This is a genomic window from Nonomuraea sp. NPDC050404 (assembly GCF_040655495.1).
Taxonomy (GTDB): Bacteria; Actinomycetota; Actinomycetes; order Streptosporangiales; family Streptosporangiaceae; genus Nonomuraea.
Genome location: NZ_JBFAKB010000002.1, coordinates 498,389 through 524,883 on the forward strand (window position 1 = coordinate 498,389; position 26,495 = coordinate 524,883).

At 71.2% G+C, this 26,495-nt stretch carries 23 protein-coding genes; 7 read left to right on the forward strand and 16 right to left on the reverse strand.

All coding sequences use genetic code 11. The features are described 5' to 3' along the window. Window positions 1-879, forward strand: a complete 879-nt coding sequence (gene cydB, locus AB0I81_RS07495) for a cytochrome d ubiquinol oxidase subunit II (RefSeq protein WP_360651557.1) — start codon at window positions 1-3, stop codon at window positions 877-879. Window positions 880-881: 2 nt separating this feature from the next. Here cydB and AB0I81_RS07500 read toward each other — a convergent pair whose 3' ends face one another. From AB0I81_RS07500 to AB0I81_RS07520, 5 genes are read right to left on the reverse strand one after another with little or no spacing between them, the layout of a single operon-like run. After that, a complete protein-coding gene (locus tag AB0I81_RS07500; RefSeq protein WP_360651560.1) occupies window positions 882-1,643 on the reverse strand; it encodes an ABC transporter ATP-binding protein in 762 nt (253 codons plus the stop codon). Beyond that, entirely contained in the window at window positions 1,636-2,367 is a 732-nt protein-coding gene (locus tag AB0I81_RS07505; RefSeq protein ID WP_360651563.1) for an ABC transporter ATP-binding protein, read from the reverse strand. Before AB0I81_RS07505 ends, AB0I81_RS07500 begins: the two co-directional genes overlap by 8 nt. Further along, the gene (locus tag AB0I81_RS07510; RefSeq protein ID WP_360651566.1) at window positions 2,364-3,353 is read right to left on the reverse strand and encodes a branched-chain amino acid ABC transporter permease; all 990 of its coding nucleotides are present in this window, start codon (window positions 3,351-3,353) and stop codon (window positions 2,364-2,366) included. The genes AB0I81_RS07505 and AB0I81_RS07510 overlap by 4 nt, the downstream gene beginning before the upstream one ends. After that, a complete protein-coding gene (locus AB0I81_RS07515) occupies window positions 3,337-4,218 on the reverse strand; it encodes a branched-chain amino acid ABC transporter permease (RefSeq protein WP_360651568.1) in 882 nt (293 codons plus the stop codon). Before AB0I81_RS07515 ends, AB0I81_RS07510 begins: the two co-directional genes overlap by 17 nt. Further along, window positions 4,212-5,441 carry an amino acid ABC transporter substrate-binding protein gene (locus AB0I81_RS07520; RefSeq protein WP_360651571.1) on the reverse strand — a complete coding sequence of 410 codons (1,230 nt, stop codon included), beginning with the start codon at window positions 5,439-5,441 and terminating at the stop codon, window positions 4,212-4,214. The genes AB0I81_RS07515 and AB0I81_RS07520 overlap by 7 nt, the downstream gene beginning before the upstream one ends. A gap of 102 nt (window positions 5,442-5,543) precedes the next feature. Between AB0I81_RS07520 and AB0I81_RS07525 the strand changes: the two genes are divergently transcribed. Next, a complete protein-coding gene (locus AB0I81_RS07525) occupies window positions 5,544-6,584 on the forward strand; it encodes a LacI family DNA-binding transcriptional regulator (RefSeq protein WP_360651573.1) in 1,041 nt (346 codons plus the stop codon). Window positions 6,585-6,751: 167 nt separating this feature from the next. Next, window positions 6,752-9,007: a PQQ-dependent sugar dehydrogenase gene (locus tag AB0I81_RS07530; protein WP_360651576.1), complete on the forward strand. Its 2,256-nt coding sequence runs from the start codon at window positions 6,752-6,754 to the stop codon at window positions 9,005-9,007. Here the strand turns inward: AB0I81_RS07530 and AB0I81_RS07535 are convergent, their stop codons facing one another. The 11 genes from AB0I81_RS07535 to AB0I81_RS07585 form a co-directional block, all read right to left on the reverse strand. Next, the gene (locus AB0I81_RS07535; RefSeq protein ID WP_360651579.1) at window positions 9,008-9,427 is read right to left on the reverse strand and encodes a hypothetical protein; all 420 of its coding nucleotides are present in this window, start codon (window positions 9,425-9,427) and stop codon (window positions 9,008-9,010) included. It abuts the gene before it with no gap. 43 nt (window positions 9,428-9,470) lie between these two features. Then, window positions 9,471-9,896, reverse strand: coding sequence for a hypothetical protein (locus AB0I81_RS07540; protein ID WP_360651582.1), 426 nt, complete (start codon window positions 9,894-9,896; stop codon window positions 9,471-9,473). A 32-nt stretch (window positions 9,897-9,928) separates the two neighbouring features. Next, entirely contained in the window at window positions 9,929-10,930 is a 1,002-nt protein-coding gene (locus tag AB0I81_RS07545; RefSeq protein ID WP_360651585.1) for a hypothetical protein, read from the reverse strand. Between the two features lie 38 nt (window positions 10,931-10,968). Beyond that, complete coding sequence (gene cutA / locus AB0I81_RS07550; RefSeq protein ID WP_360651588.1) at window positions 10,969-13,320, reverse strand: aerobic carbon-monoxide dehydrogenase large subunit; 2,352 nt, start codon at window positions 13,318-13,320, stop codon at window positions 10,969-10,971. After that, window positions 13,317-13,796 (reverse strand): (2Fe-2S)-binding protein, encoded by a 480-nt coding sequence (locus AB0I81_RS07555; RefSeq protein ID WP_360651591.1) that lies wholly within the window; start codon window positions 13,794-13,796, stop codon window positions 13,317-13,319. Before AB0I81_RS07555 ends, cutA begins: the two co-directional genes overlap by 4 nt. 9 nt (window positions 13,797-13,805) lie before the next feature. After that, window positions 13,806-14,630, reverse strand: a complete 825-nt coding sequence (locus tag AB0I81_RS07560) for an FAD binding domain-containing protein (RefSeq protein WP_360651594.1) — start codon at window positions 14,628-14,630, stop codon at window positions 13,806-13,808. Then, window positions 14,627-16,039 (reverse strand): solute carrier family 23 protein, encoded by a 1,413-nt coding sequence (locus AB0I81_RS07565; RefSeq protein WP_360651596.1) that lies wholly within the window; start codon window positions 16,037-16,039, stop codon window positions 14,627-14,629. The genes AB0I81_RS07560 and AB0I81_RS07565 overlap by 4 nt, the downstream gene beginning before the upstream one ends. A 131-nt stretch (window positions 16,040-16,170) precedes the next feature. Then, window positions 16,171-17,478 (reverse strand): solute carrier family 23 protein, encoded by a 1,308-nt coding sequence (locus AB0I81_RS07570; protein WP_360651599.1) that lies wholly within the window; start codon window positions 17,476-17,478, stop codon window positions 16,171-16,173. Window positions 17,479-17,556: 78 nt separating this feature from the next. Further along, window positions 17,557-18,207, reverse strand: a complete 651-nt coding sequence (locus tag AB0I81_RS07575) for an NYN domain-containing protein (protein ID WP_360651602.1) — start codon at window positions 18,205-18,207, stop codon at window positions 17,557-17,559. A gap of 145 nt (window positions 18,208-18,352) precedes the next feature. Beyond that, on the reverse strand, window positions 18,353-18,565 hold the full coding sequence (locus tag AB0I81_RS07580; RefSeq protein ID WP_360651605.1) for an RNA-binding S4 domain-containing protein: 213 nt from the start codon (window positions 18,563-18,565) through the stop codon (window positions 18,353-18,355). Between the two features lie 11 nt (window positions 18,566-18,576). Continuing rightward, the gene (locus AB0I81_RS07585) at window positions 18,577-20,274 is read right to left on the reverse strand and encodes a PucR family transcriptional regulator ligand-binding domain-containing protein (protein ID WP_360651608.1); all 1,698 of its coding nucleotides are present in this window, start codon (window positions 20,272-20,274) and stop codon (window positions 18,577-18,579) included. 130 nt (window positions 20,275-20,404) lie between these two features. Here AB0I81_RS07585 and AB0I81_RS07590 point away from each other — a divergent pair, with 130 nt between their 5' ends. The 4 genes from AB0I81_RS07590 (at window position 20,405) to AB0I81_RS07605 (ending at window position 26,469) form a co-directional block, all read left to right on the forward strand. Beyond that, entirely contained in the window at window positions 20,405-21,379 is a 975-nt protein-coding gene (locus tag AB0I81_RS07590; protein ID WP_360651611.1) for a DUF2877 domain-containing protein, read from the forward strand. After that, a complete protein-coding gene (locus AB0I81_RS07595) occupies window positions 21,376-22,725 on the forward strand; it encodes an FdrA family protein (protein WP_360651614.1) in 1,350 nt (449 codons plus the stop codon). Before AB0I81_RS07590 ends, AB0I81_RS07595 begins: the two co-directional genes overlap by 4 nt. Beyond that, a complete protein-coding gene (locus AB0I81_RS07600) occupies window positions 22,722-24,101 on the forward strand; it encodes a DUF1116 domain-containing protein (protein ID WP_360651617.1) in 1,380 nt (459 codons plus the stop codon). Before AB0I81_RS07595 ends, AB0I81_RS07600 begins: the two co-directional genes overlap by 4 nt. A gap of 250 nt (window positions 24,102-24,351) precedes the next feature. After that, complete coding sequence (locus AB0I81_RS07605; protein ID WP_360651619.1) at window positions 24,352-26,469, forward strand: protein kinase; 2,118 nt, start codon at window positions 24,352-24,354, stop codon at window positions 26,467-26,469. Window positions 26,470-26,495: the final 26 nt, after the last annotated feature.

Below are 26,495 nucleotides of genomic sequence, written 5' to 3' on the forward strand. Positions count from 1 at the left end.
ATGATCGAATTGTGGTTCACCATCATCGCCTTCCTCTGGACCGGCTACTTCGTCCTTGAGGGCTTCGACTTCGGCGTCGGCATGTTGTCGCCGCTGGTGAGCAGGAACGCCACCGAGCAACGCGCCGCCCTGCAGACCATCGGCCCGGTGTGGGACGGCAACGAGGTGTGGCTGATCACCGCGGTCGGGGCCATGTTCGCCGCCTTCCCCGCCTGGTACGCGGGCGTGTTCAGCGCCTTCTACCTGCCCGTGACGCTGGTCCTGGTCGGCCTGATCGTACGCGGCGTCGGCCTGGAGTGGCGCGGCAAGGTCGCCAACCCGGCCTGGTGCGACCTGGGCATCGTGGTCGGCAGCGCGCTGCCGGCGTTCCTGTGGGGCTCGGTCTTCGCCGACCTGCTGTTCGACAGCGCTCTTGCGGCCCTGGCGGGCGGCGCGTTCACGCTGGCGGTGTGCGCCCTGCACGGCGCGGTCTTCCTGGCGCTGAAGACCACCGGCCCGGTACGCCGCCGCGCCAGGACCGCCGCCATGATCGCGGGCGGCGTGACCGTGCCGGTGGCCGTGTTCGCCCTGTCGAGCCTGGGCACCGCGCCAGCCCTGGCCGCGATGGCGGCACTGGCCGCGGCCGTCGCGCTGATCTGGCGGCGCAGGGAGGGCTGGGCGTTCACGGCCACGGCGGGCGCGATCGTGCTGACCACGCTGTCGGTCTTCATGGAGTTGCGGGTGGCCCCGCTGCCTGGGCTGACCCTGGCCGAGGCCGCCTCCGGGGACTACACGCTCACCATGCTGAGCTGGATCGGGCTGATCGCGCTACCGTTCGTGCTGGTGTACCAGGGATGGACGTACTGGGTGTTCAGAAAGCGCGTCCTGGTGCCCGGCTGAGGCTAGCCGGCGGGCGCGCCGCCCAGGTAGAGGCGGCCCAGGCGGGGGTCGGCGGCCAGGTCGCGGGCGGGGCCCGAGATGTGCACGCGGCCGAGGTCGAGCACGCAGCCGAGGTCGGCCATCTCCAGCGCCCTGCGCGCGTTCTGCTCCACCAGCAGCACCGCCACCCCGGTCCTGCGCATGAGGTCGATCTGTTCGAAGACGACCTGGGTGTTGCGCGGGTCGAGGCCCATCGACGGCTCGTCCAGCAGCACCACGGACGGTTCCAGCATGAGGGCGCGGGCGAACTCCACCTGCTTCTGCTGCCCGCCCGACAGCAGCCCGGCCATGCTGCCCCACCGCTCGGCCACGACCGGGAACAGTTCCTTGACCTTCTCGATGCGGGCGTTCAGCTTGGCCTGGTCGCGGACGGTGAAGCCGCCCAGTCGCACGTTCTCGGCCACCGTCATCTCGCGGAAGACGCTGTGCCCCTGGAGAACGTGGGCCAGGCCCAGGCCGAGCAGGCGCTGCGGCGGCAGGCCGGTCACGTCCTGGCCGGCCAGCAGCACCCGGCCCGACCTGGGCGCGAGCAGGCCGCTGGCGACCTTGAGCACGGTGGACTTGCCCGCGCCGTTCGGGCCGACGAGGCAGACGACCTCGCCGGCGCGGACGGTGACGGCCAGGCCGCGCAGCACCGGCGCCGCCCTGCCGTATCCCGCCACGACATTTTCCAGGGTCAGGACGGCCGCGGACTCGGACGCCGCCCCAGATACGGTCTCAGACACCGAGATACGCCTCCAGCACGCGCGGGTCCTCCCTGATCACGGCGGGCGGGCCCTGGGCGATGGGCGCGCCGCGGTCGAAGACGATCACGTGGTCGCACATGCCCATCACCATGTCCATGTTGTGCTCCACGACGAGGAACGTGCGGCCTTCGGCGTTGAGGTCGCGTACGAGGCTCACGATCCGGTCGATCAGCGCCGGGTTGACCCCGCCGGCCGGCTCGTCGAGCAGCACCAGGTCCGGCTCGGCCATCAGGACCGCGGCCAGTTCGAGCAGCTTCTGCTGGCCGTAGGACAGGTCGCGGGCCTCGGCCTCCTCCAGGTGCTCGATGCCCATCCGGCGCAACCAGTGCCGGGCCCGCTCGACCTCGCCGGTGTCGCGCAGCCCGGCCAGCAACTCGCGCAGCCGCGTACGGCGGACCGCGACCAGCATGTTCTCCAGCACCGTCAGGCGCGGGAAGACCCGGCAGAGCTGGAAGGTGCGGCCGATGCCCGCGTGCGCGATCCGGTGCGGCGAGTGCCGGGTGATCTCGCGGTCGCGGTAGAGCACCCGCCCGGAGTCCGGCCTGATCATGCCCGTGACGATGTTGAAGAACGTGGTCTTGCCCGAGCCGTTCGGCCCGATCAGGCCGTTGATCTTCCCGTCGAGCAGTTCGACGGCGGCCCCGTTGACGGCCAGCACGCCGCCGAACGACTTCGTCAGCCCCTCGGTCCGCAGTGAGCTCATGGGGCCACCCCCTGCAGTCTCTGGTCGGCGCTCTCGTCGGGGATGGAGGGTCCTGCCCGTTTCCTGGTGAATTTGGCCAGGATCCCGTCCGGCATGAACAACACCACCAGCACCAGCACCAGGCCCGTCGCGGTCAGGTGGATCTGGGTCTCGCCCAGCGCGATCAGGAAGTACTCCCCCGCCGGGGCCACGATGAGCGCGCCGAGCAGCGGGCCGAACAGGTGCCTGACGCCGCCGAGCAGGCTCATCAGCACCATGTAGGAGGCGATCAGGATCGAGAAGACGAAGATCGGGTCGAGGCTGCCGAACCAGAGCGCGTACAGGCCGCCGGCCAGCGCCACGAACAGCGCGGACAGGGCGAAGGCGGCCACCTTGTACGCCCCGGTCGGCACGCCCAGCGACTCGGCCTTGTCCTCGTCCTCCCTGATGGCCCGAAGTCCCGCGCCGAAACGCGAGCGCGAGATGTACCACCAGGCCAGCAGCGCCACCCCGAGCAGCGCCAGGAACAGGTAGAAGAACACCATGTGCGTCTGGCCCCTGTGCAGGTCGGGGAAGGGCGAGGGGACCTGCAGGCCGGTGGAGCCGCCGGTCAGCGAGCGCCAGCCCTGCACGATGAGGTTCATCATGGACACCAGCGCGAGGGAGACGATCACGAACGACGCGCCGCGCACCCGTACGGCCGCGATGCCGACGCCCACCGCGAACAGGGTGACCAGCAGCGCCGAGACCGCCAGGGCGAGGACCCACGGCAGGTCCAGGCGGGCGACGAGCAGCCCGGTGCCGTACGCGCCCAGGCCGAAGAACGCCGAGTGGCCGAGTGAGACGTAGCCGGTGAAACCACCCAGGAGGTTCCAGGAGGTGGACATGGCGGCGTACATGACGGTCAGCGCCCCCGCGTACACCAGGTAGTAGTTGGGCGCCAGCCACGGATAGGCGATCGCCAGCGCGGCGACCAGCAGCGGGAGCCCCCTAGAAACGGTGCGCAAGCCGGCCTCCGAAGAACCCCTGGGGGCGCGCGAGCAGGGTCAGGAAGAGGAAGACGTAGAACATCATCGTGGCCCAGGTGGCGTCCACGGCCACCAGCACGAGGCCCTCGACGGTGCCGAGCAGGATGGCCGCCAGCGCGGCGCCCACCACGCTGCCCAGCCCGCCGACCACGATGATGGCCATGAGCTTGCCGATCCACACCCAGTGCGAGGCGGGGAAGAACGGCGTGATCAGCGCCAGCACGGTGCCGCCCACGGCGGCGGTGGCCAGGCCCACGCCGAAGCCGTACCCGGCCACGCGCTCGGTCTGGATGCCGACCAGCCTGGCCGCCTCGCGGTGCTGGATCGTGGCCCGCAGCGCCTGCCCGAACCTGCTCTTGACCAGCACCGCGAACAACACGGCGAGGGTGAGCGCGGCCACCCCGAAGGCGATGATCTTGTCGTAGGGCAGGTGCACGCCGCCGATGGTGAGCGACCTGGTGGCGTACTCCATGCTGACCGACTTGTAGGAGCCGGTGTAGAACGTGCCGAGCAGCCCCTCGATGGTCAGCGCGATCCCGAAGGTCAGCAGCACCGACATCATCGCCAGGTTCTCCGGCGCGAGCCTGGCGATGAGCAGCCGCTGCACCGCCACGCCCAGCGCGAAGAACAGCGGCACGGTCAGCGGCAGCGCCAGGAACGGGTCCACGCCGAGCGTGGTGTGCACGGTGTAGGTCAGGTACGCGGCCAGGAACAGGAACGCGGGATGCGCCACCATCACCACCCGCATCACGCCGAAGTACAGCGACAGGCCAGAGGCCAGCAGCGCGTACAGGCCGCCGGTCAGCACTCCCAGGGCCAGCCCCTGCAGCAGCAGGTTCACCATTCCTGCTTCGGGTAGACGATGCCGGTGGTCTTGGCCTGCTCGGGCAGGACGATCTCGATCTTGCCCTTGACGTACTGCTGGATCATGTGCGCCTGTTCCGGGCGGCCCTTGTCGTCGAAGGACAGCGGCCCCACGACGGTCTCGAACGTGGCCTGCCTGATGTGCTCGGTCAGCTTGTCCTGGCACTCCTTGGTGGGATCGACGCACTTGACCGCGTTCACCGCGGCCTCGGCGATCTGCCCGACCGTGTAGCCGTTGGCGGCGTCCTCGTTGGCCTCGCCGCCGAACAACTCCTTGTAGCGCTTGACCATCTCCTGGTTGCCGGTGAACGTCGAGACCGCCGACCAGCCGACCGGCGACAGGATGTGCTCGGCCGCGCCCTTCACCGCGGCGGGGAACTCCGCGAGCGTCGGCCCGGTCGAGAAGGCCGCCAGCTTGGGCTGCACCTTCAGCTCCTGCAGCGCGCGCACCAGGCCGACGGAGTCCTCGAACTGGGTGCCGCCCACGACCAGGTCGGGCTTGGCCGCGGCGATCTTGGCGGCGATGGGGGCGAAGTCGGTGGTCTCAGGCGGGTAGACCTCGTCCACGACCGTCTTGATGCCGGCCGCGGCCAGCTTGTCGCGCAGCCCGTACGCGGTGCCCTGGGCGAACGGGTCGTCCAGGCTCGCGTACGCGGCCGTCTTGGGCCGCTGGTCGGCCGGCAGCTTGGTGATGTAGTCGGCCAGGTAGTTGTAGTGGTCGTCGGCGATCGCGGGAGCCGCGTAGAACAGGCGCTTGAAGCCCTGCTCGAACACCTCGGCGGCGGCTCCTGCGGGCTCGATGAACACCATGTTGTAGGACTCGGCGACCTTGGCCGCGGGAATCACCAGGCGCGAGGAGAACGGCCCGAAGACCAGGTTCACCTTGTCCTGGGTGATGAGGGATTCGTAGTCGGAGCTGACCCGGTTGGGGTCGGAGGCGTCGTCACGGAAGATCAGCTCGACCTTCCTGCCGAGCAGGCCGCCCTTGGCGTTGACCTGGTCGGCCCAGACTTTGTACCCCTCCTGGATGCCCTTGCCGGGCTCGGAGAAGTCGCCGGTGAGCGGGAGCGAGATGCCGATCTTGACCGGCCCCTGCTGCTGTCCGGGCGACTGCGCCGCACCCGGTTCGTCGGTCTTCGCGCACGCGGTGAGCCCTAATGCGCAGATGGAGAAGATGGTCAGGGCCTTGCGAACTCTCGCCATCGAGGAGACCCCCGTCAGAAGAGGCTGAGCGAAAGCGCTTTCGGAAGCGCTTTCGGTTACGATTACACGGGATTTGGCCCCATACAAGGGGGTACGCACGATATGGCGAAACGACCTTCCCCACCTTCCCCGCCCCGGCTGGTCGACGTGGCCAAGGCCGCGGGCGTGTCACTGGCGACGGCCTCGCGGGCGATGACCGGCAGCACGGGCGTGAGCGCCGAGCTCGCGGCGCACGTCCAGGCCATCGCCTCCCAGGTGGGGTACGTGCCCAACAGCCACGCGCGGGCGCTGGCCGGCGGGCAGGCGTCCATGGTCGGGCTGATCGTGCACGACGTGGGTGACCCGTACTTCGGCGAGATCGCCAGGGGCGTGCTGCGCGAGACCGAGAGCCGCGGCTACCTGGCGCTGATCAGCCAGACCGAGCGCGACCCGCGCGCCGAGCTGGCCCGGGTGCGCGCGCTGCGGGCCCACCGGGTGAACTCGATCGTGCTGGCCGGCTCCGGCTACGTCGAGGCGAGCACCGAGACCGACCTGGCGGCAGAGCTGCGCTCGTTCACCGCTTCGGGCGGCAGGGTCGCGGTGATCGGCCGGCACCATCTGCAGGTGGACGCGGTGCTGCCGGACAACGCGGCCGGCGGCGCGACGCTCATGGGCCACCTGCTGGGCCTGGGTCACCGCCGCCTCGGGGTGCTCGGCGGCCCCGCCAACCTGACCACGGTGGAGGACCGGCTGACCGGGCTGCGGGAGGCGTTCGGCGCGGCCGGGCTCGACTGGGCGACGGTTCCGCTGGAGCACGGGGACTTCACCAGGGAGGGCGGCGCGGCGGCGACCGCGCGGCTGATGCGGGCGCATCCCGAACTGACCGCGGTGGTCGCGCTGAACGACCCGATGGCGGTGGGGGCGCTGTCGTGGCTGCTCAACCACGGGCGGCGGGTGCCGGGGGAGATCTCGGTGGCCGGGTTCGACGACGTGCCGGTGGCGCGGGACGTCTATCCGGCGCTCACCACGGTCGCGCTGCCCATGGTCGGCATGGGCAAGCAGGCCCTGGAGCTGGTGCTCAAGCCGCCCGCCGCCCGCCCGAGGCGCCGCCGTACCCGCCACGAACTGATCGTCCGCGCCTCCACCGCCCCGCCGCCCGCCTGAGATAGCCCGTCCGGCCTGCAACTCCCGGCCGACACCGCTGTCAAAGCCTCTCACCTGCCCCTTGACACTCCCCCACGCCGGGTTACGATCTCGAAAGTCCCGAAAGCGCTTTCCCCCCAGGGCTCCCCGAGAGGACCCGTATGTCAGGCTTTCGTACGCTCACTGTCTTGATCATCCTTTTGCTGACCGCCCTGTGCGCGCCTCCCGCCATGGCGGAATCCGTCCCCGTGGACGACCCCATCCCCGAGAAGCCCGTGCCGTCCCAGCTCACGCTGACGCTGGAGGAGTTCGCCGCCTTCCCCAAGAGCGAGCCGACCCCCGCGCCGACCGACCCGCGGCTGGTGCGCCACGCCAGGGTCAACTACCTGGGCGAGTTGCCCGACGGCTCGGGCCGCCGCTACGTCAACGACCTCAACGGCAAGCTCTACCTGCTCGGCGGCGACCGGCAGCCCAAGGAGTACCTGGACGTGGCCGCCACGTTCGCGCCCGACTTCGTCTCGGGCCGCGGCCTGGGCAGCGGGTTCGGCTTCGCCGCCTTCCACCCGGAATTCGGCGAGAACGGCCGCTTCTACACCGTGCACACCGAGTGGGGCGCCGCGCTCACCACGAAGACCCCCGACCTGCCCGCCCAGCCGAACACCAGGTTCCACGGCGTGATCACCGAGTGGACCGCCACCGACCCGGACGCCGCCGTCTTCGCCGGCACCCGCAGGGAGGTGCTCAGGCTCGGCTTCGCCGGCCAGATCCACGGCATCCAGCAGATCGACTTCAGACCGTCCGCCCGCACGGGCGACGCCGACTACGGCCTGCTCTACGTCGCGGCGGGCGACGGCGCCAGGGGCGTCTCCGCCACCGACCCGCAGAACCTGGCCATCCCGCAGGGCAAGATCCTCAGGATCGACCCGTACAGCACTGACGGCCGGTACGAGATCCCCGCCTCCAACCCCTTCGTCGGCCAGGAGGGCAAGCTCGGCGAGATCTACGCCTACGGCATGCGCGACCCCCACCGCTTCAGCTTCGACGGCGACCGGTTGCTCCTCGGCCACATCGGCGAGCACGCCATCGAGGCCGTCTACGACGTCGGCCCCGGCGACAACCTGGGCTGGAGCGATCGCGAGGGCCGCTTCGTCTTCAACAAGTCCGACCGCTGCCACCTGTACACGCTGCCGGACGGCGACACGGGTTACACCTACCCGGTGGCCGCCTACGACCACGACCCGCCGCCCGGCCACCCCTGCACCGCCGACAGCGGTCACGCCATCGTGGGCGGCTTCGTCTACCGGGGTGACCGGCTGCCGATGTTGTCCGGGAAGTACCTGTTCGGCGACATCGTGGACGGCCAGGTCTTCTACACCGTCGCCGCCGACATGCGCGAGGAGCTCGGCCGGGCCACCATCTACCGCCCCCGCCTGGTGGACGCCGCCGGGAACGCCGTGACCATGGCCGACCTGGCCGGCCACGCCCGGGTGGACCTGCGCTTCGGCCAGGACGCCGCCGGCGAGTTGTACGCCATGGCCAAGGCCAACGGCAAGATCTGGAAGGTCACCAAGGCCACGTACGCGCCGCCTGGCGTGTTGCCCTCGTTCAGGAAGAACCTGGTCTCGGCGTACGACTTCGAGCACCCGCAACCCGCCGACCCGGCCCGCGAGCAGGACCAGGGCCAGTCCGGCACCGACCTCGCCCTGGTGAACGGCGGGGCCGCGATGCGCGTGCGGGACGGCGCGTACCGGGGCAGCGTGAACTCCCTGGAGACCGGGCAGGTCGAGCCGGCGACGGCGGGCAACGACGACTGGAAGGCCGGCGTCTACGCCGAGCCCGGCGTTCCGACCCTGCGGGCCTTCAACGCCGCCAGGGGCGCCACCGTCATGGGCTGGTTCAAGATGCGCGGCGACGGGCCCGCGCTCAACTCCAACACGCCCGACCCCGCCGACCGCTTCAACGCGATCGGCCTGGCCGGGGTACTCAGCGGCAACTCGCAAGGGCACGACGTGCGGGCCCTGCTGGAGCTGATCACGGTGAACGGCGAGCTGCGGGTCGTGGCACTGGCCAGGAGGGTGGACGGCGCCGCCTCCCAGACCTTCGCCGCCGAGATGCCGTGGCAGAAGATCCTGCCGCGCGACCGGTGGGTGTTCCTGACCGCCACGTTCGACTTCGACAGCGGCAAGATGCGCCTCTACCGCGACGGCCGCAAGCTCGACGGCTTCTACACCGTCACCGGCGACCCGTGGGGCCTGGAGGGAGCCCCCGAACCCGATCTCACGTCGGCGACCGACCCGAGAGGAATCAAGATCGGCGGCAGCTTCCCGCAGAACACCAGGGAGCAGAACCCGTGCGACTGCCGCATGGACGGGCTGATGTTCCTCGACCGGGTGGCGAGCGCGGGCGAGGTCAGGGCCCAGTACGAGCTGATGCGCCGGCGTTAGCTATTCGACGACCCGCATCTGCTTGGTCCGGTGGTCGGTCAGATGCAGGTCGCCGCCGAGCCGCTCCTTGAGCAGATCGAGCACCTTGCGGCTGGACAGCACGGTCCACAGGGGACCGACCAGGTGCGGGTTGTACTCGGGAGCGGCGTCCATCCAGGCGTCCTTGCCCGTCTGGGACCTGAACGTCGTGACGAAGAACTCTCCGTCCGGGGTCTTGCAGTACCCCGTACGGAGCTCGGCGGCGTCGACCTGCATGCGTGGCTCACAGCCGACCTTGGCGGAGAGCTGCTCGACGGTTTGGGGTGCGGCGACGGCCTGCTGTGCGCCCGCTGCGACATAGCCGCCGCCGCTCCCGGAGGAGCAGCCGGCGACCAGTCCGGCCAGCAGCACGAGAGCGGCCAGACGTGGAATTGTCGTCATGTGCGGAGGTACGCAGGCTCCCCGGCCCGAGTTCAGACACCCATCACTTCGGTTGGGGCGCCATGGAGGTCCGGTGATCGGTGAGGTGCAGGTCCCCGTTGAGCGGTCCCCGGATGGTCTCCAGCACCTTGAGCGGCCCCAGCACGGTCCAGCGCGGCCCCACCAGGTGGGGGTTGTACTCCGGCGCCTGGTCCATCCACTCGTCCTTGAGCTTCTCGGTCTTGAAGGTGTTGACGAAGAACTCACCGTCCTGCGTCTTGCAGTGCGCCGTACGGATCTCGTCGCCGTCGACCTGCATCTTCGGCTTGCACCCGACCTTCTCCGAGATCTGCTCGACGGTCATGGGCTGCGGGCTGGGCGGCTGGGACTTGCCTGCTGCGACGTAGTCGCTCCAGCCGCCCCCTGCGGAGCAGCCGGCGACCAGTCCGGCCAGCAGCGCGAAAGCGGCCAGACGTGGAAATGTCGTCATGTGCGAGGGTACGCAGGGCCACCGCGCCCGGTTCACCTGAGGACGACGCGGCCTTTCGCCGCCAGCCTGCGCAGCACCTCCGGCTCGCCGTCGAGCTTGTTCCACCGCAGGTCGAGCTTGTCCAGGTCGGGCAGGTCGGCGGGCAACTCCCGCAGCCGGTTGTTGCGCAGGTCGAGGTGCTTGAGGCCATCGGGCAACCCGTAAGGCAGCTCGCGGAGCCGGTTGTCGCGCAGGTCGAGCTGCCGCAGCCCGCCGGGCAACCGGGCAGGCAACTCGCGCAGCCGGTTGCCCTGGAGATGCAGCTCGCGCAGCCGGGACAGGCCGGCGATCGACTCGGGCAGCGCATCGAGGCGGTTGCCGTAGAGGCGCAGCTCCACCAGCGAGGTCATGGAGCCGATGGAGTCCGGCAGGCGGGTGAGGCGGTTGTCGGTGAGGTTGAGGTAGGCCAGCCGGTCCAGGCGGCCGATCGACTCGGGCACCTCGGTGAACAGGTTGTCGCTGAGGTAGAGGTAGTCGGTGAGCGGCAGGTCGCCGAGCTCGGGCGGGATCTCGGTGAGGCGGTTGTGGCCCAGGTCGAGCATGCGCAGCCGGGTCAGCCCGCCGATGGCGGCGGGGATCTCGGTGAGCGCGTTCTGGGCCAGGTTGAGGGATTCGAGGCCGGTCAGCTTCCACAACGAGCCTGGCACTTCGGTCAGGCCGTTCGCGCCGGCGGCCAGGTGACGCAGTGTCGCGGGCAGGTGGTCGGGCAGGGCGCCGACGTGGTTGCCGTACAGGAACAGGGCCTCCAGGTGCGGCGGGAGGGCCGGGATGGACGACAGCTCATTGCCGTCCAGGTGCAGTTCGCGTAGCACGGTCAGGCCGGACAGATCGGGCAGCACGCGCAGGCCGTTGCCGTCGAGCCGCAACTCCTCCAGTGCGGCGAGCCCGGCCACCCATCCCGGGACCTCGGTGATCTTGTTCCAGGCGAGGTCGATCACGCGGACGTCGGCGGGCACGTCGGGGAAGGCCGTCAGACCGGAGTCGGGGGCACGCATGGCGCCGATCATCGCACAAGCAGCGCTTATGCCGTCGATCATCGCATACGCAGGTCGAACAGCTCCGAGGGTGAGATGGGCATGCGGTCGATCTCGATGCCTTCGGCGTCCTCTATGGCCGAGGCGATGACGGCGGAGACGGGGATCACGCCGGCCTCGCCCGCGCCCTTGATGCCGAGCGGGTTGAGCGGTGAGGGCGTCTCCAGGTGGCCGGTCTCGATGTGCGGGATCTCGGTGGCGTACGGCATGAGGAAGTCCATGAAGGAGGCGTTGACGAGCTGGCCGTGCGGGTCGTACACCATGCGCTCGTAGAGGGCGCCGCCGATGCCCTGGGCGACTCCGCCGTGGATCTGGCCCTCCACGATCATGGGGTTGATCAGCCGCCCGCAGTCGTGCACGACGGCGTACCGCAGGATCCTGATCTCGGCGGTGTCCGGGTCGGTCTCGACGACGGCGGCGTGCATGCCGGCCGCGAACGTGGACCTGATCGGCGAGTAGTAGTCGCGCCCCTCCAGCCCCGGCTCCTCCCCTTCCGCGACCGGCGGCCGGTCGGGGGCGGCCGCGCCGGCGAACTGGGTGGCCTTGGCCGTCTCCTCGTCGAAGGAGTAACGCAGCGGGTTGGCCAGCACCGCCACCGTGGACAGCGGGACGGCGGCGGTCGGCGCGCCGGCCACGTGCACCATCCCGTCGGCGATGTCCAGGTCGTCCGGGTTGGCCTCCAGCGCGTCGGCGGCGATGCGCAGCGCCTTCTCGCGTACCTTTCTGCAGGCCAGGGCGATGGCGTTGCCGCTGACGACGGCCGCCCTGGAGGCGAAGGTGCCCACGGCGTAGCCGAACCTGCGGGTGTCGCCGGTGACCACGCTGACGCGTTCGATGGGCACGCCCAGCTCGGTCGCGGCGATCTGCGCGAAGACCGTCTCGTGGCCCTGCCCCTGCGAGGTCAGGCCGGTGGAGACGTGCACGCGGCCGTCGGAGGTGATCTGCACGTGCCCGCCCTCGTACGGCCCCACGCCGGTCCCCTCGACGTAACAGCCGATCCCGATGCCCAGCCCGGGACGCCTTTCAAAGGAGTCCCAGCCGATCAGCTCCTTGATCATCCGAAGCATCTCGGGGTAGTTCCCGCTGTCGTAGATGAGCGGCCGCCCGTCCTGGAAGGTCATCCCGTGGTCGTACGGGAACTCCTCGGGCCTGATGAAGTTGGCCTCCCGCACCTGCGTGCGGTCCTTGCCCAGGTACCTGGCGATCTTGTCCATCGTGCGTTCCATGCAGAACACGCCCTGCGGCCTGCCCGCCCCCCGATACGGGGTGACCTGCACGGTGTTGGTGTAGACGGCGGTGAACTCGACCCGGTAGGAGCCCGGCTTGTACGGCCCGAGCAACTGCGTGGAGGTCACGATCGGCACGATGATCCCGTAAGGCGTGTAGGCCCCGTGATCGTGCAGGATCGTCACGTCCAGCCCCAGCACGCGCCCGTCGTCGTCGAACCCGACCCGCACGTACTGCACCTGCGCCCGCTCGTGCGCCGAGGACACGAAGTGCTCCCTGCGGTCCTCGGTCCACTTGATCTCCCGCCCGAGCGTCATGGCGGCCCACGGGACCAGCACCTCCTCCGGCCACGGGTGCACGATCTTCACTCCGAAGCCGCCGCCCACGTCGGGCGCGATCACCTCGACCTGCGGCAGCGGCAGCTCCAGCGCGGCGGCCACGGCCATGCGCACGCTGGTCGAGGTCTGGGTGCTGGAGTAGACGCGCAGGTCGCGGCCGTCCCAGCGGGCGTACACGCCGCGCCCCTCCAGCGGCATGCTCGCGCTGCGCTCGATGTCGAGCCGGAAGGCCAGCGTGTGCGGCGCGGTCTCGATGGCCTCCCTGGCGCCGCGCCCGTCGGCCGCCGCGACCTCCTGCACGAGGTGCGCGCCCACGTTGCCCGGCACGTCCTCGTGCACGAGCTGGGCGCCCTGCACGGCCTCGGCCAGGCCCACGACCGGCTTGAGCGGCTCGTAGTCGACCTCGATGAGCGCGCAGGCGTCCTCGGCGGCGTACCGGTCGGCGGCCACGACCATCACCACCGGCTCGCCGACGTGCCTGACAACGTCCCTGGCCAGCGGGTAGGCGGTGCGCCCGTGGGTGAGCGCGGGGTGCGGGATCAGCAGCGGCAGCGCCCTGCCGACCCGCTCGGGCAGGTCCTCCCAGGTGTAGATGGCGATGAGCCCGTCCACGTCCAGCGCGCCCGCGACGTCGATGTCCCTGATGCGGGCGTGCGCGTGCGGCGAGCGCACGAACGCCGCCGCCACCGCCTCGCGGCCCAGGTCGTCGAGGTAGCGCCCCTGCCCTGTGAGCAGCCTGGGGTCCTCCCTGCGTGGTACGGGCTCCCCGAACAGCCTCGTCGTCATGCTTCCTCCGCGCGCAGCTCGGCGGCCCGGTGCACGGCCTTGACGATGTTCTGGTAACCGGTGCAGCGGCACAGGTTCCCCGAGATGCCCTCGACCACCTCGTCGTCCGTGGGCGCCGGGTTCTCCGCCAGCAGCGCGGTCACCGTGCACAGGAACCCCGGCGTGCAGAACCCGCACTGCAGCCCGTGGCACTCGGCGAAGGCCCGCTGCACCGCCGAAAGGCTGCCGTCCTCGCCGGCCAGCCCTTCCACGGTGGTGATCTCGGCGCCGTCCACAATGACGGCGAACGTCAGGCAGGAGCGCACCGGCCGCCCGTCGAGCAGCACCGTGCAGCAGCCGCAGACGCCGTGCTCGCAGCCCACGTGGGTGCCGGTCAGCCCGAGGTCGTGGCGCAGGCAGTCCGACAGCAGCCGCCTGGCCGGCACGCTGGTCCGCCTGGCCGTGCCGTTCACGACGAGCGTGATCTCATGCTCCACGGGCCCTCCTTATGTGTCACGGGCCGCCGCCCCTTCCCGCGCCGCGTTGCGCAGCGCCCGTTCGGCCAGCACGCCCACCAGGTGCGCGCGGTAGGCGGCGGAGGCGTGGATGTCGGCCTCGGGCTCGGTCGACTCGCGTACGAGCACCGCCACTCTTCGCCAGTCCCTGTCCTGCGACTCCACCACCACGGGCACGGGCCCGACCCCGATGCACGCCACCCTTGCCGTACGAGGGGTGACCACCGCACACACCCCGGCCAGCGCGTAGTCGCCGTGCCTGCGCGCCACCTCCTCGAACGCGGCCCCGCCGCCCGCCTCCAGCGCCGGGAAGAACGCCGACACGGCCAGTTCGTCCGGCCCGACCGCCGACTCCATGGGCCCGGTGAAGAACTCCCCGGCGGGCACGTCCCTGACGCGGACGCCGCCGTCCCAGCGGGCCACCCGCATGCTGCCGCCCAGCACCGCCAGCACGGCGGGCAACTCGGCGGCGGGATCGGCGTGCACGAGGCTGCCCACCACGGTCCCCCGGTTGCGGATCACGGGATGGGCCACCAGCTTGAGCGCCCGCGTCAGCAGCGGATGGACCCCGGCCCGCTCCACCTCGGCGTGCCTGGCCAGCGCCGCCACCCGCACCCCCGCCGGGCCCGCCTCGATCCCGTCCAGCCCGGCGACCCGGTTGATGTCCACGACGTGTTCCGGCGCGGCCAGCCGCATGTTGAGCATGGGGATGAGGCTCTGCCCACCGGCCAGCACCTTCCCCTTCACCTCCGCGAGCGTGCGCACCGCCGCGCCGACGTCGCGCGGCGCGTGATAGGTGAAGGGCGGCGGCTTCACCCGGCCTCTTTTCCGGCGGGCCGCTGTTCCCGCCCCGCGATGGCGCGCAGCAGGTGGTAGCCGCCCAGCACCACGACCGTGCCGAGGGCTATCCCCTCCAGGGTGAAATCGCCGCCGATGGCGTGCCGCACAGGTCCGATGGCCAGGATCATGCCCGCCCCGATCGGAACCATGTTCACGGGATCGGCGAAGTTGACCCGGTTCTCGATCCAGATCTTGGCGCCGAGCAGGCCGATCATCCCGTACAGGATCACGGTGACGCCGCCGAGCACCCCGCCCGGCGTGGCCGCGACCAGCGCGCCGAACTTCGGGCAGAGCCCGAACAGGATCGCGATGACCCCGGCGATGTAGTAGGCGGCCGTGGAATAGACCTTGGTGGCCGCCATGACCCCGATGTTCTCGGCGTACGTGGTCGTGGGCGACCCGCCGACGGCGCTGGTGACCATGGTGCCGACGCCGTCGGCCACCACGGCGCGCCCGACGTACGGGTCCACGTCCGTCCCGGTCATCTCCCCCACGGCCTTGACGTGCCCGATGTTCTCGGCGATCAGCGCGATCACCGCGGGCAGCACCAGCAGCACCGCCGAGGTCCTGAAGTCGGGCGCGTGGAAGCTCGGCAACCCGAACCAGGGCGCGTCGGCCACCGTCTGGAAGCTCACCCGGTCGTGCGGGAAGGCCGTCGCCACGCAGTACGTGCCCTCGGCCGGGCAGGCGTTCCCGGCCGCGTCCCGCAGATTGGCGCCCGGCAGCACGGACGTGACAGGCCCGGCCACCCGGTCCAGCACCCACGACAACACGAACCCGGACACCAGCCCGACCAGCACCCCGATCCGCCCGATGAACCCCTTGAACGCCACGATCACCACGAACGTGATCAGCATCGTGACGAGCGCGACCCAGTGGTCCTGCGGCCAGTAGACGTCGGCCACCACGAACGCCAGCCCGAACCCGATCAGCATCACCACCGCGCCGGTCACGACGGGCGGGAAGACGCGGTGGATGATGTCCACTCCGAGGAAGTGGATGGCCAGCCCGGCCAGCGCCAGCACGAACCCGGCGACCAGGATGGCGCCGGTCACCAGGGCGTCCGCGCCGGCGGTGTCGCCGCCCGCCGCCGCCCTGATGGCGAACACGCCGCCCACGAACGACGCGCTGGTGCCCAGATAGCTGGGCACCTTCCCCTTGACGATGAGCAGGAACAGGATCGTCGCGACGCCCGACATCATCACGGCCACGTTCGGATCCAGCCCCATGACGAGCGGGAACACGAACGTCGCGCCGAACATCGCGATCACGTGCTGCGCCCCGAACCCCACCATCCGGGGCCAGCTCAGCCTCTCGTCGGGCCTGACCACCTCACCGGGCGCCAGGTGTTTGCCGTCACCGTGTTTGGTCCATCCCACAACCATGCGAGCCCCTCTTGTACTGGGCGCTGTGCCGGCGACACGTTCCGATGCGGGCACATTAGGCCCGATGGCACGCTCCCACACGGGCATGATCTGCCAAATCTGCCCCGCCCACCAGAGAGGACTTTTGCGGGCTACCGGCGTACGACCCTCAGCAGGTGGTAGCCGACCAGCAGCACGATCGTCCCGAGCGCGATGCCGCTGAGCGCGAACGTGCCGGTGATCGGGAACGCGACCGGCCCGATGGCGCAGATGATCCCCGCGCCGGTCGGCACCAGGTTGCCCGGATCCGACAGGTTCACCCGGTTCTCGATCCAGATCTTGGCGCCGAGCAGGCCGATCATTCCGTACAGGATGGTCGTCACCCCGCCCAGCACACCGCCGGGCGTGGCCGCGATGAGCGCGCCGAACTTGGGACAGAGCCCGAACAGGATCGCGATGACCGCAGCGATGTAGTAGGCGGCCGTGGAATAGACCTTGGTGGCCGCCATGACCCCGATGTTCTCCGCGTACGTCGTCGTGGCCGGCCCGCCCACCGACGTGGCCACGACTGTCCCGACCCCGTCGGCCAGCACCGCCCGCCCCATGTAGGAGTCGACGTCCGCCCCGGTCATCTCGCCCACGGCCTTGACGTGCCCCACGTTCTCGGCGATCAGCGCGATCACCACGGGCAACACCAGCACGATGGCCGACACCTCGAACACCGGCCCGTGCAACGACGGCAGCCCGATCCAGTCGGCCTGGGCCACCGCGTCCAGGTTGACCCTGAAGTGCTCGGTCACCTTTCCGCTGTCGTCGGGCGCGAGGATCTTCCCGCCGACGAGGTCCCACACCCACGACAACACGAACCCGAACACGAGCCCGAGCAGCACCCCGATCCGGCCGAGGAAGCCCTTGAACACCCCGATGAACACGAACGTCGCCGCCATCGTCAGCAACGCCACCCACGGGTCCTTCGGCCAGTAGACGTCGGCCGCCACGTACGCCATGCCGAACCCGATCAGCATCACCACCCCGCCGGTGACGATGGGCGGGAAGACCCGGTGGATGACGCCGACGCCCAGCTTGTGGATCGCGTACCCGCACACGGCCAGCACGATCCCGACGACCAGCAGCGCCCCGGTGACCGTCGCGTCCCCGCCCCCGGCCGCCCTGATCGCCACCACCGCACCCACGAAGGACGCGCTGGACCCGACGTAGCTCGGCACCTTCCCCTTGACGATCAGCAGGAACAGGATCGTCGCGACCCCGGACATCATCACGGCCAGGTTCGCATCCAGCCCCATGACCAGCGGAAACACGAACGTCGCACCGAACATCGCGATGACGTGCTGCGCCCCGATCCCCACCATCCTGGGCCAGCTCAGTCGTTCGTCCGGCTTGACCACCTCACCCGGCGTCAGGCGCTTCCCATCGCCGTGCACCTTCCACCGCAGCGCCACGCCCGCTCCCCGATCCCCCGCCTGAACAGCGGGTATGTCTCATGATCTGATGTCGGAGAGCACAATAGAGGGTGCGCGTCAGTTCCAGTGCGGCGGGCGCCGGTAAACGGCCCCGTCAGGGGCGTGAATGACGTCGGGCAGCTGGGATCGGCGGATCACGGCGTCGCCCAGCGGGAACCACGCGTCGCTGACCAGCCGGAGGTTCTCGGAGCGCCTGCGCGGCGGAAACGCAGTGACCACCCGGGTCTTCGTCTTCCGCTCCAGGTCGATCTCCCTGATGGCATGGATCGCGGCACACAGGTCGGAGTCGGCCGAGACGAGCAGGACCGTATCGACCTTGCCGGTCGCCACATCCGCGACCATGGCGGCGCCGAGCGCAACATCGGATTGCTTTTCCGCATATGTCCGTCTCATGTAGCCGCACGCATGGCACCTCACCGACTGCTCCTGGAACCTGCCCAGGACAACCCGCACGCCACTGCTCTCCAGTGCCGCCAAGTACGCTTCCTGCCGCGCTATGGCCGGTGGATCGTTCCGCATGGGGGCAGTGAAGTAGTTGAGAGCCTCAAGCCGCTGATGTGACCGCAGTACGCGCGTGGCCATCGTCCGAAGATCCAGCCACAGGAAGCGCCGTCCGCCGAGCTCGCGCAGACCGTAGTACAAGTTGAACCCGTCGATGTAGACACCCACACGCTCGACTTCGGGATTCGACTTGTCGCGCACCGCCATCACGTCCTAACATGGAGTTACCCGCCCAGGGGCTACGTTCCCGGGTACTACGGCCCCCGCAAGGGGGCCGTTTCTTTTCCCGGTGCGCCCGATGATAGTAAACAACGGGTAATTGCATGGTGACTTTTCGTAGATGTCCCAGCGCTCAGCGGACGTGAATCGAGTACCCCTCCCCGCTCACAACCTGCCCCGCCCGGATCTTCGCCCGCCTGCGGAGCTCCACCTCCCCATCCACCATGACCATCCCCTCGGCCACCAGATGCTTGGCCATCCCCCCTGTCTCAGTGATCCCGCAGTACTTCAGCAGGTCGCACAGCGGGATGTACTCGGTGGTCAGCTCGAATTCCAGATCGTCCACAACGCAGCAGCCTAGATGCCCCGCATCCGCAGCACGTGCAGCGCCAGCGTCAGGTTCAGGCGCAGGTGCGGGTCGTCGGTGAAGTTGCCGAGCAGGCGCTCCAGCTTCCCGATCCGGTAGCGCAGCGTGTTGTAGTGGAAGTGCAGCCGCCGCGCCGTCTCCGCCACGTTCAGGTTGGTCTCCAGGAGCGCCTGCAGGGTGCGGCGCAGGTCGGCGTTCTCGGCGTCGTCGTCGGCGGCCAGTGGGCCGAGCGTCTCCCGTACGAACGCGTGCAGTTCCTCGGTGTCGTTGACCAGCGACAGCAGCCGGTACACCCCGAGCTGGTCGAAGTGCGCCACCGCCCCGGGACCGTGCAGTTGCCGCCCCACCCGCGCCGCCTTGAGCGCCTGCGAGTACGCCTCGGGCAGCGTCTCCGCCCCCGGGCTGGGCCGCGAGGTGCCGGTCGAGAACGTGGCGGGCGGCGTGTCGGCGAAGGCGGAGGCGGCGTCCTTGGCCACCCGGGCGGCGTCGAGCGCGGCGTCCACCACGGCCACCACCTCGTGCGAGAACCCGGCCACCGCCCCGCGCGGGTCGTGCCGCCTGATCGCGGCGGTCCAGCACGAGACCAGCCGGTCCTGGGCGCTGCGCTCGTCGCCGTCCGGGTCGAGCTCGGCCACCAGCACGGTCACCGGTCGCGCCAGGTCCCAGCCGAACGCCCTGGCCCTGGCCGTGACCCGCTCCGCCGCGCCGGCCCGGCCGGTGAGCACGTCGCGCAGAAAGTCGGCGCGGTACTTGCTCTCGACGGCGTTGACCGCCTCCTGCCGGGTGACGACGAGCGCGGCGACGGTGGCCGCGCGCTCCAGGATGCCGACGTCGCTGTCCCTGATCGAGCCGAGCGGGCTGTAGGCGACGATCCTGCCGTGGTGGTGCCCGCCCGCCAGCACGGGCACCGAGGCGAACGATCGCGGGCGGGCGCCGGCGGCCGGCGGGCGGGCGGCGGCCGGGGTCGCGGGGTTCTCAGAGGGGCGGGCGGCCGGGGCCGCGGGGCTCCCGGAGGAGCGGGCGGTCCGGCTCGCGGGACTCCCGGAGGAGCGGGAGTGGGTGATCGACTCGCGTAGCGCCGTCACGTGTTCGGCGGGCCCGGCGGCGGCCAGTACGCGGCCCGAGCCGTCCACGGCGGCCACCGACACGTCGAGGAGCTGCGCCACCTCGGCGGTGACCTCGTTCAGTCCGCCGCCGGCCAGTACCACCTGCACCAGCGCCCGGTGGGCCTCCTCGGCGCGGGCCAGCACGGCGGCCTGGCGGTTGAGTATGTCGGTCAGCACCTGGTTGAGGATGTCGTCGAAGCCGACGTCGTTCGGCAGCAGGATGAGCGGGAAGCCGAGCCGGTCGGCCTGCTCGACCATCTCGTCGGGCAGTTCGTCCACGTACCTGCCGAGTTTGATGGCCAGCGCGGCCAGCCCGCGCTCGTCCAGGTCGGCCACCAGCCGGCCGAGCGACTGCGGCGTGTTGCGCAGCGGGTAGCCGGTGGTGAGCAGCAGTTCGTGCGGCTTGACCCAGGCCAGGATGTCGGGCACTTCCATGACGTTGAGCCGCTGCACGATGCGGGCCAGCCCGCTCTCCCCCGCGATCAGCCTGGCGTCCGCGAGCGTCGAGACGCCGAGCACCTCTTCCACGGACACGCCGTGGATGATCGTGCCGGTGCTGGCGAGACGGACGGGGGGCTCCATGGGGAGATTGTGACCCCCGAAGCGGTCTGTCAGGAAGAGCCAACCTTCTCGCTGACTGTTGGCAAATTTACCCGTACGGAGGGTTCACCGGGCGTTCTACGGTCAGGTCCAGGGTCGGTTGGGAGGTCCGGTGACGGTCAGTACTCACGCGCGGCGTACCCGCGTCCACGTCACGGGCGCGGCCAGCACCGCGGTCCGCCCGGTGCTCGAATCCCAGCGGCGTCCCGCCCGCGTGCTCGCGGTCTTCCCCACCGGCGTCTACCTGGAGGTTCGGACCGAGCTTGAGCCTGCGGTGATCGCGGTCATCACGGGTGGGGCCGTGCGGCTGCCCAACGCCGTGCTGCTGGCCACCCCGCTGCCGCGCGTCACGGTGGGTGACGAAGCGTCGGTGGGCGACAGGACGATCGAGCTGGGCCCGATGAGCCTGAGCGTGCGCCGCTGGTGGGATCCCTCGCCGCCGCTGGGACGGCTGGATCCGGCCCGGCTGGCGGGCGCGGCGGAGTTGCTGCGCGATCCCCCGGGCACGGGGCTGGCCGGCAACGCCGCGGTGGACCTGCTGGCCCACAGTTGCGCGAAGGGCTGGCTGCTGGGGGTGGTGACGGCGGCCGAGCGGCTCGTGGGGCTGGGTCCCGGACTGACACCGAGCGGCGACGACGTGCTGGCGGGGCTGCTGGTGGCGCTGCGACACCTGGGGCTCGCGACCGGTTCGGAGCGGGCGCAGCCGGAGCGGGCGGGCTCAGAGCGAGCCGGGTCGGAGCGGGCAGGGGCGGAGCGGGCCGGGGCGGATCAGGCAGGGGCGGAGCGGGCTGGGGCGGATCAGGCAGGGGCGGAGCGGGCGGTTTGGCTGGCTGATTGGCTGGCGGCGACCGTGACGTACGACGCGCGCACCCGTACCACGCCCCTCTCGGCCACGCTCCTGCACTGCGCGGCCAGAGGCGAGGCCAGCCCCGAGGTGATCGCCGTGCTGCGCGGCCTGGCCGGCCATCAGCCGCTCGAACCCGCGCTGCGCCACCTGCACCGCCTCGGCCACACCTCGGGCGCCGACCTCGCCCAGGGCATCGCCATCGGCGTCACCGCGGTCCTCGCCCTCAGCGGGGCGCGATGAACGGCCTGCCCCAGGCTGTGCTGGTACGGCGCGGAAGCTACCACGACTCGGTCACCCTCATGCGGGTCAGCAGGGCGTTGTCGGAGCTGCCCGGCGTGCGGGCGGCCATGGTAGCCATGGCGACCGAGCTCAACGTCTCGATCCTGCGCGAGATGGGCTTCGACGTCCGGGACGCGGGACCGGGCGACCTGGTGATCGCCGTACGCGCACGCGACCCGGACGCGGCCGTCGAGGAGGCCGGCAGGCAGCTCACCGCCGCCCACCGGGAACAGCCGGGCCCCGAGGAGCAGCCGCCGCTGACCACCCGCTCGGCCGCCGCCCGCGCCCCCGCCGACCTGGTCCTGGTCTCGACCCCCGGCGAGTACGCCTTCTTCGAGGCCCTGGACGCCATCGAGGCGGGTCTGCCCGTCATGATCTTCAGCGACGGCGTCACCACGGCGCAGGAGCGGGCGCTCAAGGAGCTGGCCGAGGCCAGAGGCGTCCTGGTCATGGGCCCCGACTGCGGCACCGCGGTGATCGGCGGCGCCGGCCTGGGCTTCGCGAACGTCCTCACCCCCGGCCCCGTCGGCGTGGTGGCCGCGTCCGGCACCGGCGCGCAGCAGGTGACCTGCCTCCTCGACCGGGCCGGCGCCGGCGTGAGCCACGTGCTCGGCGTGGGCGGCAGGGACCTGTCCGCCGAGGTGGGCGGCCTGTCCACGCGGCGCGCCCTGCGCCTGCTGGACGAGGACCCGGCCACCGAGCTGATCGTGCTGGTCTCCAAGCCGCCCGACCCCGGGGTGGCGCGCGCCGTCTCGGAGCTGCGGCTGAGCACGCCCGTGGTGCCCGCCCTGCTGGGCGCGGGCGCGCCCGACCTCACCCACGCCACCGAAGAGGTGCTGCGCACGCTCGGCAGGCCCGTGCCCGAGTGGCCGTCCTGGCCTGCCTGGCGGGGTCCGCGTCCCGCGCCGAAGCGGATCAGGGGCCTGTACGCCGGCGGCACGCTCAGCATGGAGGCCGCCGCCGTGGCCGGCCAGGGCGAGTTCGTCGACTACGGCGACGACGCCTTCACCAGGGGCAGGGCCCATCCGATGATCGACCCGACGCTGCGGGTGGAGGCGCTGGCCCGCGCCGCTGAGACGGACGTGGTGCTCATGGACGTCGTCCTGGGCCACGGCGCCGACCCCGACCCGGCCGCCTCGCTCGCGCACGCCGTCGCCCGTACCGCGGCCTGCGTCGTGATCTCCCTGATCGGCACCGAGGGCGACCCGCAGGACCTGCACCGCCAGGCCGCCGCCTTCCGCGAGGCGGGCGCGGCGGTCTTCACCTCCAACGCCCAGGCCGCCCGCCACGCCAGGAGCCTGCTGTGAGTACGTTGTTCAACTCGCCGCCGCGCGTGATCACCGTCGGCGCGGGGCTGCTCGACGAGGCGCTGCGGGCGCAGGCCGTGCCGACCTCGCCGGTCTCCTGGCGCCCGCCCCTCCCGGGCACCGGCGACGCCCTGGCGAAGGTGCTGGCGGATCCGCGCCGCCGGGAGGCCAACGAGCTGGCCGTGCGCCGGCTGACCGCCGCCCGCCCGCACCTGGTGGGCCTGCGGCGGGCCTCGGAGCTGCTGGCGGAGGGCACGTTCCTGCACGCGGGCCCGCCCATCACGTGGGAGCGCGCCTCGGGCCCGATGCGCGGCGCGCTGATCGGCGCGATGTTGCTGGAGGGCCTGGCGGGCGACGAGCGCGAGGCCGCGGACCGGCTCGCGGCGGGCGCGGTCGAGCTGCGCCCCTGCCACGAGCGGGCCACCGTGGGCCCGATGGCGGGCGTGGTCAGCCCGTCCATGTGGCTGTTCGAGGTGCGCGACGACGAGCACGGCGGCACCGCCTACTGCTCGCTGAACGAGGGCCTGGGCAAGGTCCTGCGGTACGGCGCGTACGGCCCCGAGGTGCTGGACCGGCTGCGGTGGATGGACCGCGTGCTCGGCCCGGCCTTGGCGGCGACGCTGGCGCGTACCGGCCCGATCGACCTGCGCTCGCTGATCGCGCAGGCCCTGCAGATGGGCGACGAGCTGCACAACCGCAACCGGGCCGCCACCTCGCTGCTGCTGCGCGAGCTGGCCCCCGCCGTGGTCGAGGCCGCCCCGGGCGAGGCCGCGCAGGTGCTGCGCTTCATCAACGGCAACGACCACTTCTTCCTCAACATCGGGATGGCCGCGGCCAAGGCCGCCACGGACGCGGCCCGCGACGTGCCGGGTTCGTCCCTGGTCGTCGCCATGGCCAGGAACGGCACCGACTTCGGCGTCCAGGTTTCGGGGCTGGGCGGGCGCTGGTTCACCGGTCCCGCGGGTGTGCCCGACGGGCTCTACCTGGGCTCGTACGGCCCCGATGACGCCAACCCCGACATCGGCGACTCCACGATCACCGAGACCTCGGGCCTGGGCGGGTTCGCGATGGCGGCGGCTCCGGCGATCGTGCGCTTCGTGGGCGGCGAGGTGTCCGACGCGGTGCGGGCCACCCGTTCCATGTACGAGATCACGCTCGCCGAGCACCCCGTCTACCAGATCCCGGGGCTGGGCTTCCGCGGCACACCGGTCGGCATCGACGTCACACTGGTGGCGAGGACGGGCCTGCTGCCGGTGGTCAACACCGGCATCGCGGGCCGGGTCGCGGGCACGGGCCAGGTCGGCGCGGGCCTGGTCGAGCCGCCTGCCGAGGCGTTCACCCGCGCATTGCTCGCCCTGGCGGAGGCCAGTAAGTGAGCCATTTTTAATCGCGGGATTTCCGCACGTCAGAACCAGATGTAAGACATTCCCTTGCGCATATCCCGCCTATATCGTAACGATCCTCACAATCTGCAAGTAGCGTGAAGCACGCACGTGACGGATGAGGCGAGATGGGGGCGGGAACATGGCAGCCGACCGCTTGCTCAGCGGACCCGGCTCAGAGGGAGGTGCCGCGGGAGGCGCTTCGCAGAGCCAGGGGCGCCTGATCGGCAGGCGCTACCGACTGATGTCGCCCGTCGGCAGGGGCGGCATGGGCATGGTGTGGCACGCCCACGACGTGCTGCTCGACCGGGACGTGGCGGTCAAGGAGCTGATCCTGCCCTACGGCCTGGACCAGGCGGGCATGCAGGTCGCGCACCGGCGCATGTTGCGCGAGGCCAGGTCGGCCGCGCGGCTGACGCATCCGGGCATCGTGACCGTCCACGACGTGGTCGAGGAGGACGGCCGGCCCTGGATCGTGATGGAGCTGGTCCGGGCGTGGTCGCTGGAGCAGGCCGTACGCCAGAGCGGGCCGTTACCGGTGATCCAGGCCGCCGAGATCGGCATCCGGGTGCTCGACGCGGTCAGGCACGCCCACGCTGCGGGCATCCTGCACCGCGACATCAAGCCGGGCAACGTGCTGCTGACCTCCGCCAGGGTGGTGCTGACCGACTTCGGCATCGCGGCCATCGAGGGCGACGTCACGATCACGCAGACCGGGCTGCTCATGGGGTCGCCCGCGTACATCCCGCCGGAGCGCCTGTCCGGGCAGCCGATCACGCAGGCGGCGGACCTGTGGTCGTTCGGCGCCACCCTGTACGCCGCCGTCGAGGGCCGCCCGCCCTACGAGGGACCGGACCCGGTCGCGGTGCTCGGCTCGGTGCTGACCCAGGACCCGATCACGCCGCAGCGGGCCGGCTCGCTGCTGCCGGTGATCGAGGGCCTGCTGCGCAAGAACCCCGCCGACCGCCTCACCTCGGCGCAGGCCGTCGAGATGCTGGAGGCGGTGCTGCGCGCGCACGGCGCGCCCAGGCCGCGCACGCCCGAGACGCTGCCCAGCCCGTCCGACCCGACCCCGGCCGGCCTGCTGCCGCCGCTGGACACCCCGTCGGGGCCGATGCCCTCGCGGATCGTGGAGACGCCGTCGGGTCCGGTACGCGTGCCGCACGACCCGATGGCCGCCCCGACCGGCGGTCAGGGCGCAGACCAGTTGCCGCCGCTCCCCCGCGACCCCTCGGGGCCCGTCTCCTACGACTCGCTCCGGAACGCCTCGGGCCCGTACGACTCCCTGGCGAGCACTTCGGGCCCGTACGACTCGCTCGGCGGCCCCTCCGGCCCGTACGACTCGCTCGGCGCTTCCTCGGGCCCCTACGACTCGCTCGGCGGCCCTTCCGGGCCCTACGACGCGCTCAAGAGCACATCGGGCCCCTACGACTCCTTCTCCGGCGAGTCGGGCCCGCAGCGGCCGCCCTTCGGCACGCCCCCGTCCCCGCGCGGCCCCCGCGGCCTCGACGACGACCTCGACAACTCGACGGGCCCGCGCCCCCAACCCATCCTCCCCCTGACCACGGACAGCCGCACGTCCTCGGCCTCGACCCCGTGGCCGCTGGCCTCGCAGGACGACCTGGACCAGCAGGCGCGCGACATGACGCACCACGTCCGCCGCAGCACCCTGGCCCCGCCGCCCGGCGCCGCGCCGCCCCGCCCGGGCAAGAGCCGCCGCCGGGTGGAGGAGGACGACGACGGCACCTGGGTGCGCGGAGGGCGGCCCACGCCGCTCACGATCATCAGCGCCCTGCTGACGCTCGCCGTCGTGGCCGGCGCGATCGTGTTCGTGCTGAACCCGGGCGGCTCCCCCGAGGTGCCTCCCGGCGCCACGACGGCGCTCTCCGACAGCGCCACGACCGGCGGGTCGGACGTCTCCGTGATCGTCCCCGAAGGCTCCAAGGAGCACACGGGTCCCGGCTTCTCGGCCGCCGTGCCCGCGGAGTGGCAGCTGGAGACGTCCGACGGCGTGTCCACGTTCAGCGGGCCGAAGGACTCCGGCATGCGGATCTTGGTGGAGAAGGCCGCCCCGCAGTCGGACGGCGGCCTGTCGGAGCTGGCCAAGCTGGAGGCCGACGGCGGGCTGGAGAGCTACATCCAGGTGCAGTTGCAGGGCGTGGACTTCCGCGACTGGCAGGCGGCCGACTGGGAGTACACCTACACGACCCCCAACGGCGTCCCCATGCACGCCCTGACCAGGTACGTCTCCATGGACGAGACGACCGCGTTCAAGATCACGATCGACCTGCCCGAGCTCAAGTGGGACGACCAGGCCGACACCCGCCGGGTGTTCCTGGACACGTTCCGGCAGTCCACCTGACATATTGCACCATCCGTTCCAAAACG

Excerpts from the sequence above, each read along its gene's own strand:
- cydB (WP_360651557.1), top strand. The coding sequence starts at position 1 with ATGATCGAATTGTGGTTCACCATCATCGCCTTCCTCTGGACCGGCTAC.
- AB0I81_RS07505 (WP_360651563.1), bottom strand. The coding sequence starts at position 2,367 with ATGAGCTCACTGCGGACCGAGGGGCTGACGAAGTCGTTCGGCGGCGTG.
- AB0I81_RS07515 (WP_360651568.1), bottom strand. The coding sequence starts at position 4,218 with ATGGTGAACCTGCTGCTGCAGGGGCTGGCCCTGGGAGTGCTGACCGGC.
- AB0I81_RS07520 (WP_360651571.1), bottom strand. The coding sequence starts at position 5,441 with ATGGCGAGAGTTCGCAAGGCCCTGACCATCTTCTCCATCTGCGCATTA.
- AB0I81_RS07525 (WP_360651573.1), top strand. The coding sequence starts at position 5,544 with ATGGCGAAACGACCTTCCCCACCTTCCCCGCCCCGGCTGGTCGACGTG.
- AB0I81_RS07535 (WP_360651579.1), bottom strand. The coding sequence starts at position 9,427 with ATGACGACAATTCCACGTCTGGCCGCTCTCGTGCTGCTGGCCGGACTG.
- AB0I81_RS07540 (WP_360651582.1), bottom strand. The coding sequence starts at position 9,896 with ATGACGACATTTCCACGTCTGGCCGCTTTCGCGCTGCTGGCCGGACTG.
- AB0I81_RS07545 (WP_360651585.1), bottom strand. The coding sequence starts at position 10,930 with ATGCGTGCCCCCGACTCCGGTCTGACGGCCTTCCCCGACGTGCCCGCC.
- cutA (WP_360651588.1), bottom strand. The coding sequence starts at position 13,320 with ATGACGACGAGGCTGTTCGGGGAGCCCGTACCACGCAGGGAGGACCCC.
- AB0I81_RS07565 (WP_360651596.1), bottom strand. The coding sequence starts at position 16,039 with ATGGTTGTGGGATGGACCAAACACGGTGACGGCAAACACCTGGCGCCC.
- AB0I81_RS07575 (WP_360651602.1), bottom strand. The coding sequence starts at position 18,207 with ATGGCGGTGCGCGACAAGTCGAATCCCGAAGTCGAGCGTGTGGGTGTC.
- AB0I81_RS07585 (WP_360651608.1), bottom strand. The coding sequence starts at position 20,274 with ATGGAGCCCCCCGTCCGTCTCGCCAGCACCGGCACGATCATCCACGGC.
- AB0I81_RS07595 (WP_360651614.1), top strand. The coding sequence starts at position 21,376 with ATGAACGGCCTGCCCCAGGCTGTGCTGGTACGGCGCGGAAGCTACCAC.
- AB0I81_RS07605 (WP_360651619.1), top strand. The coding sequence starts at position 24,352 with ATGTCGCCCGTCGGCAGGGGCGGCATGGGCATGGTGTGGCACGCCCAC.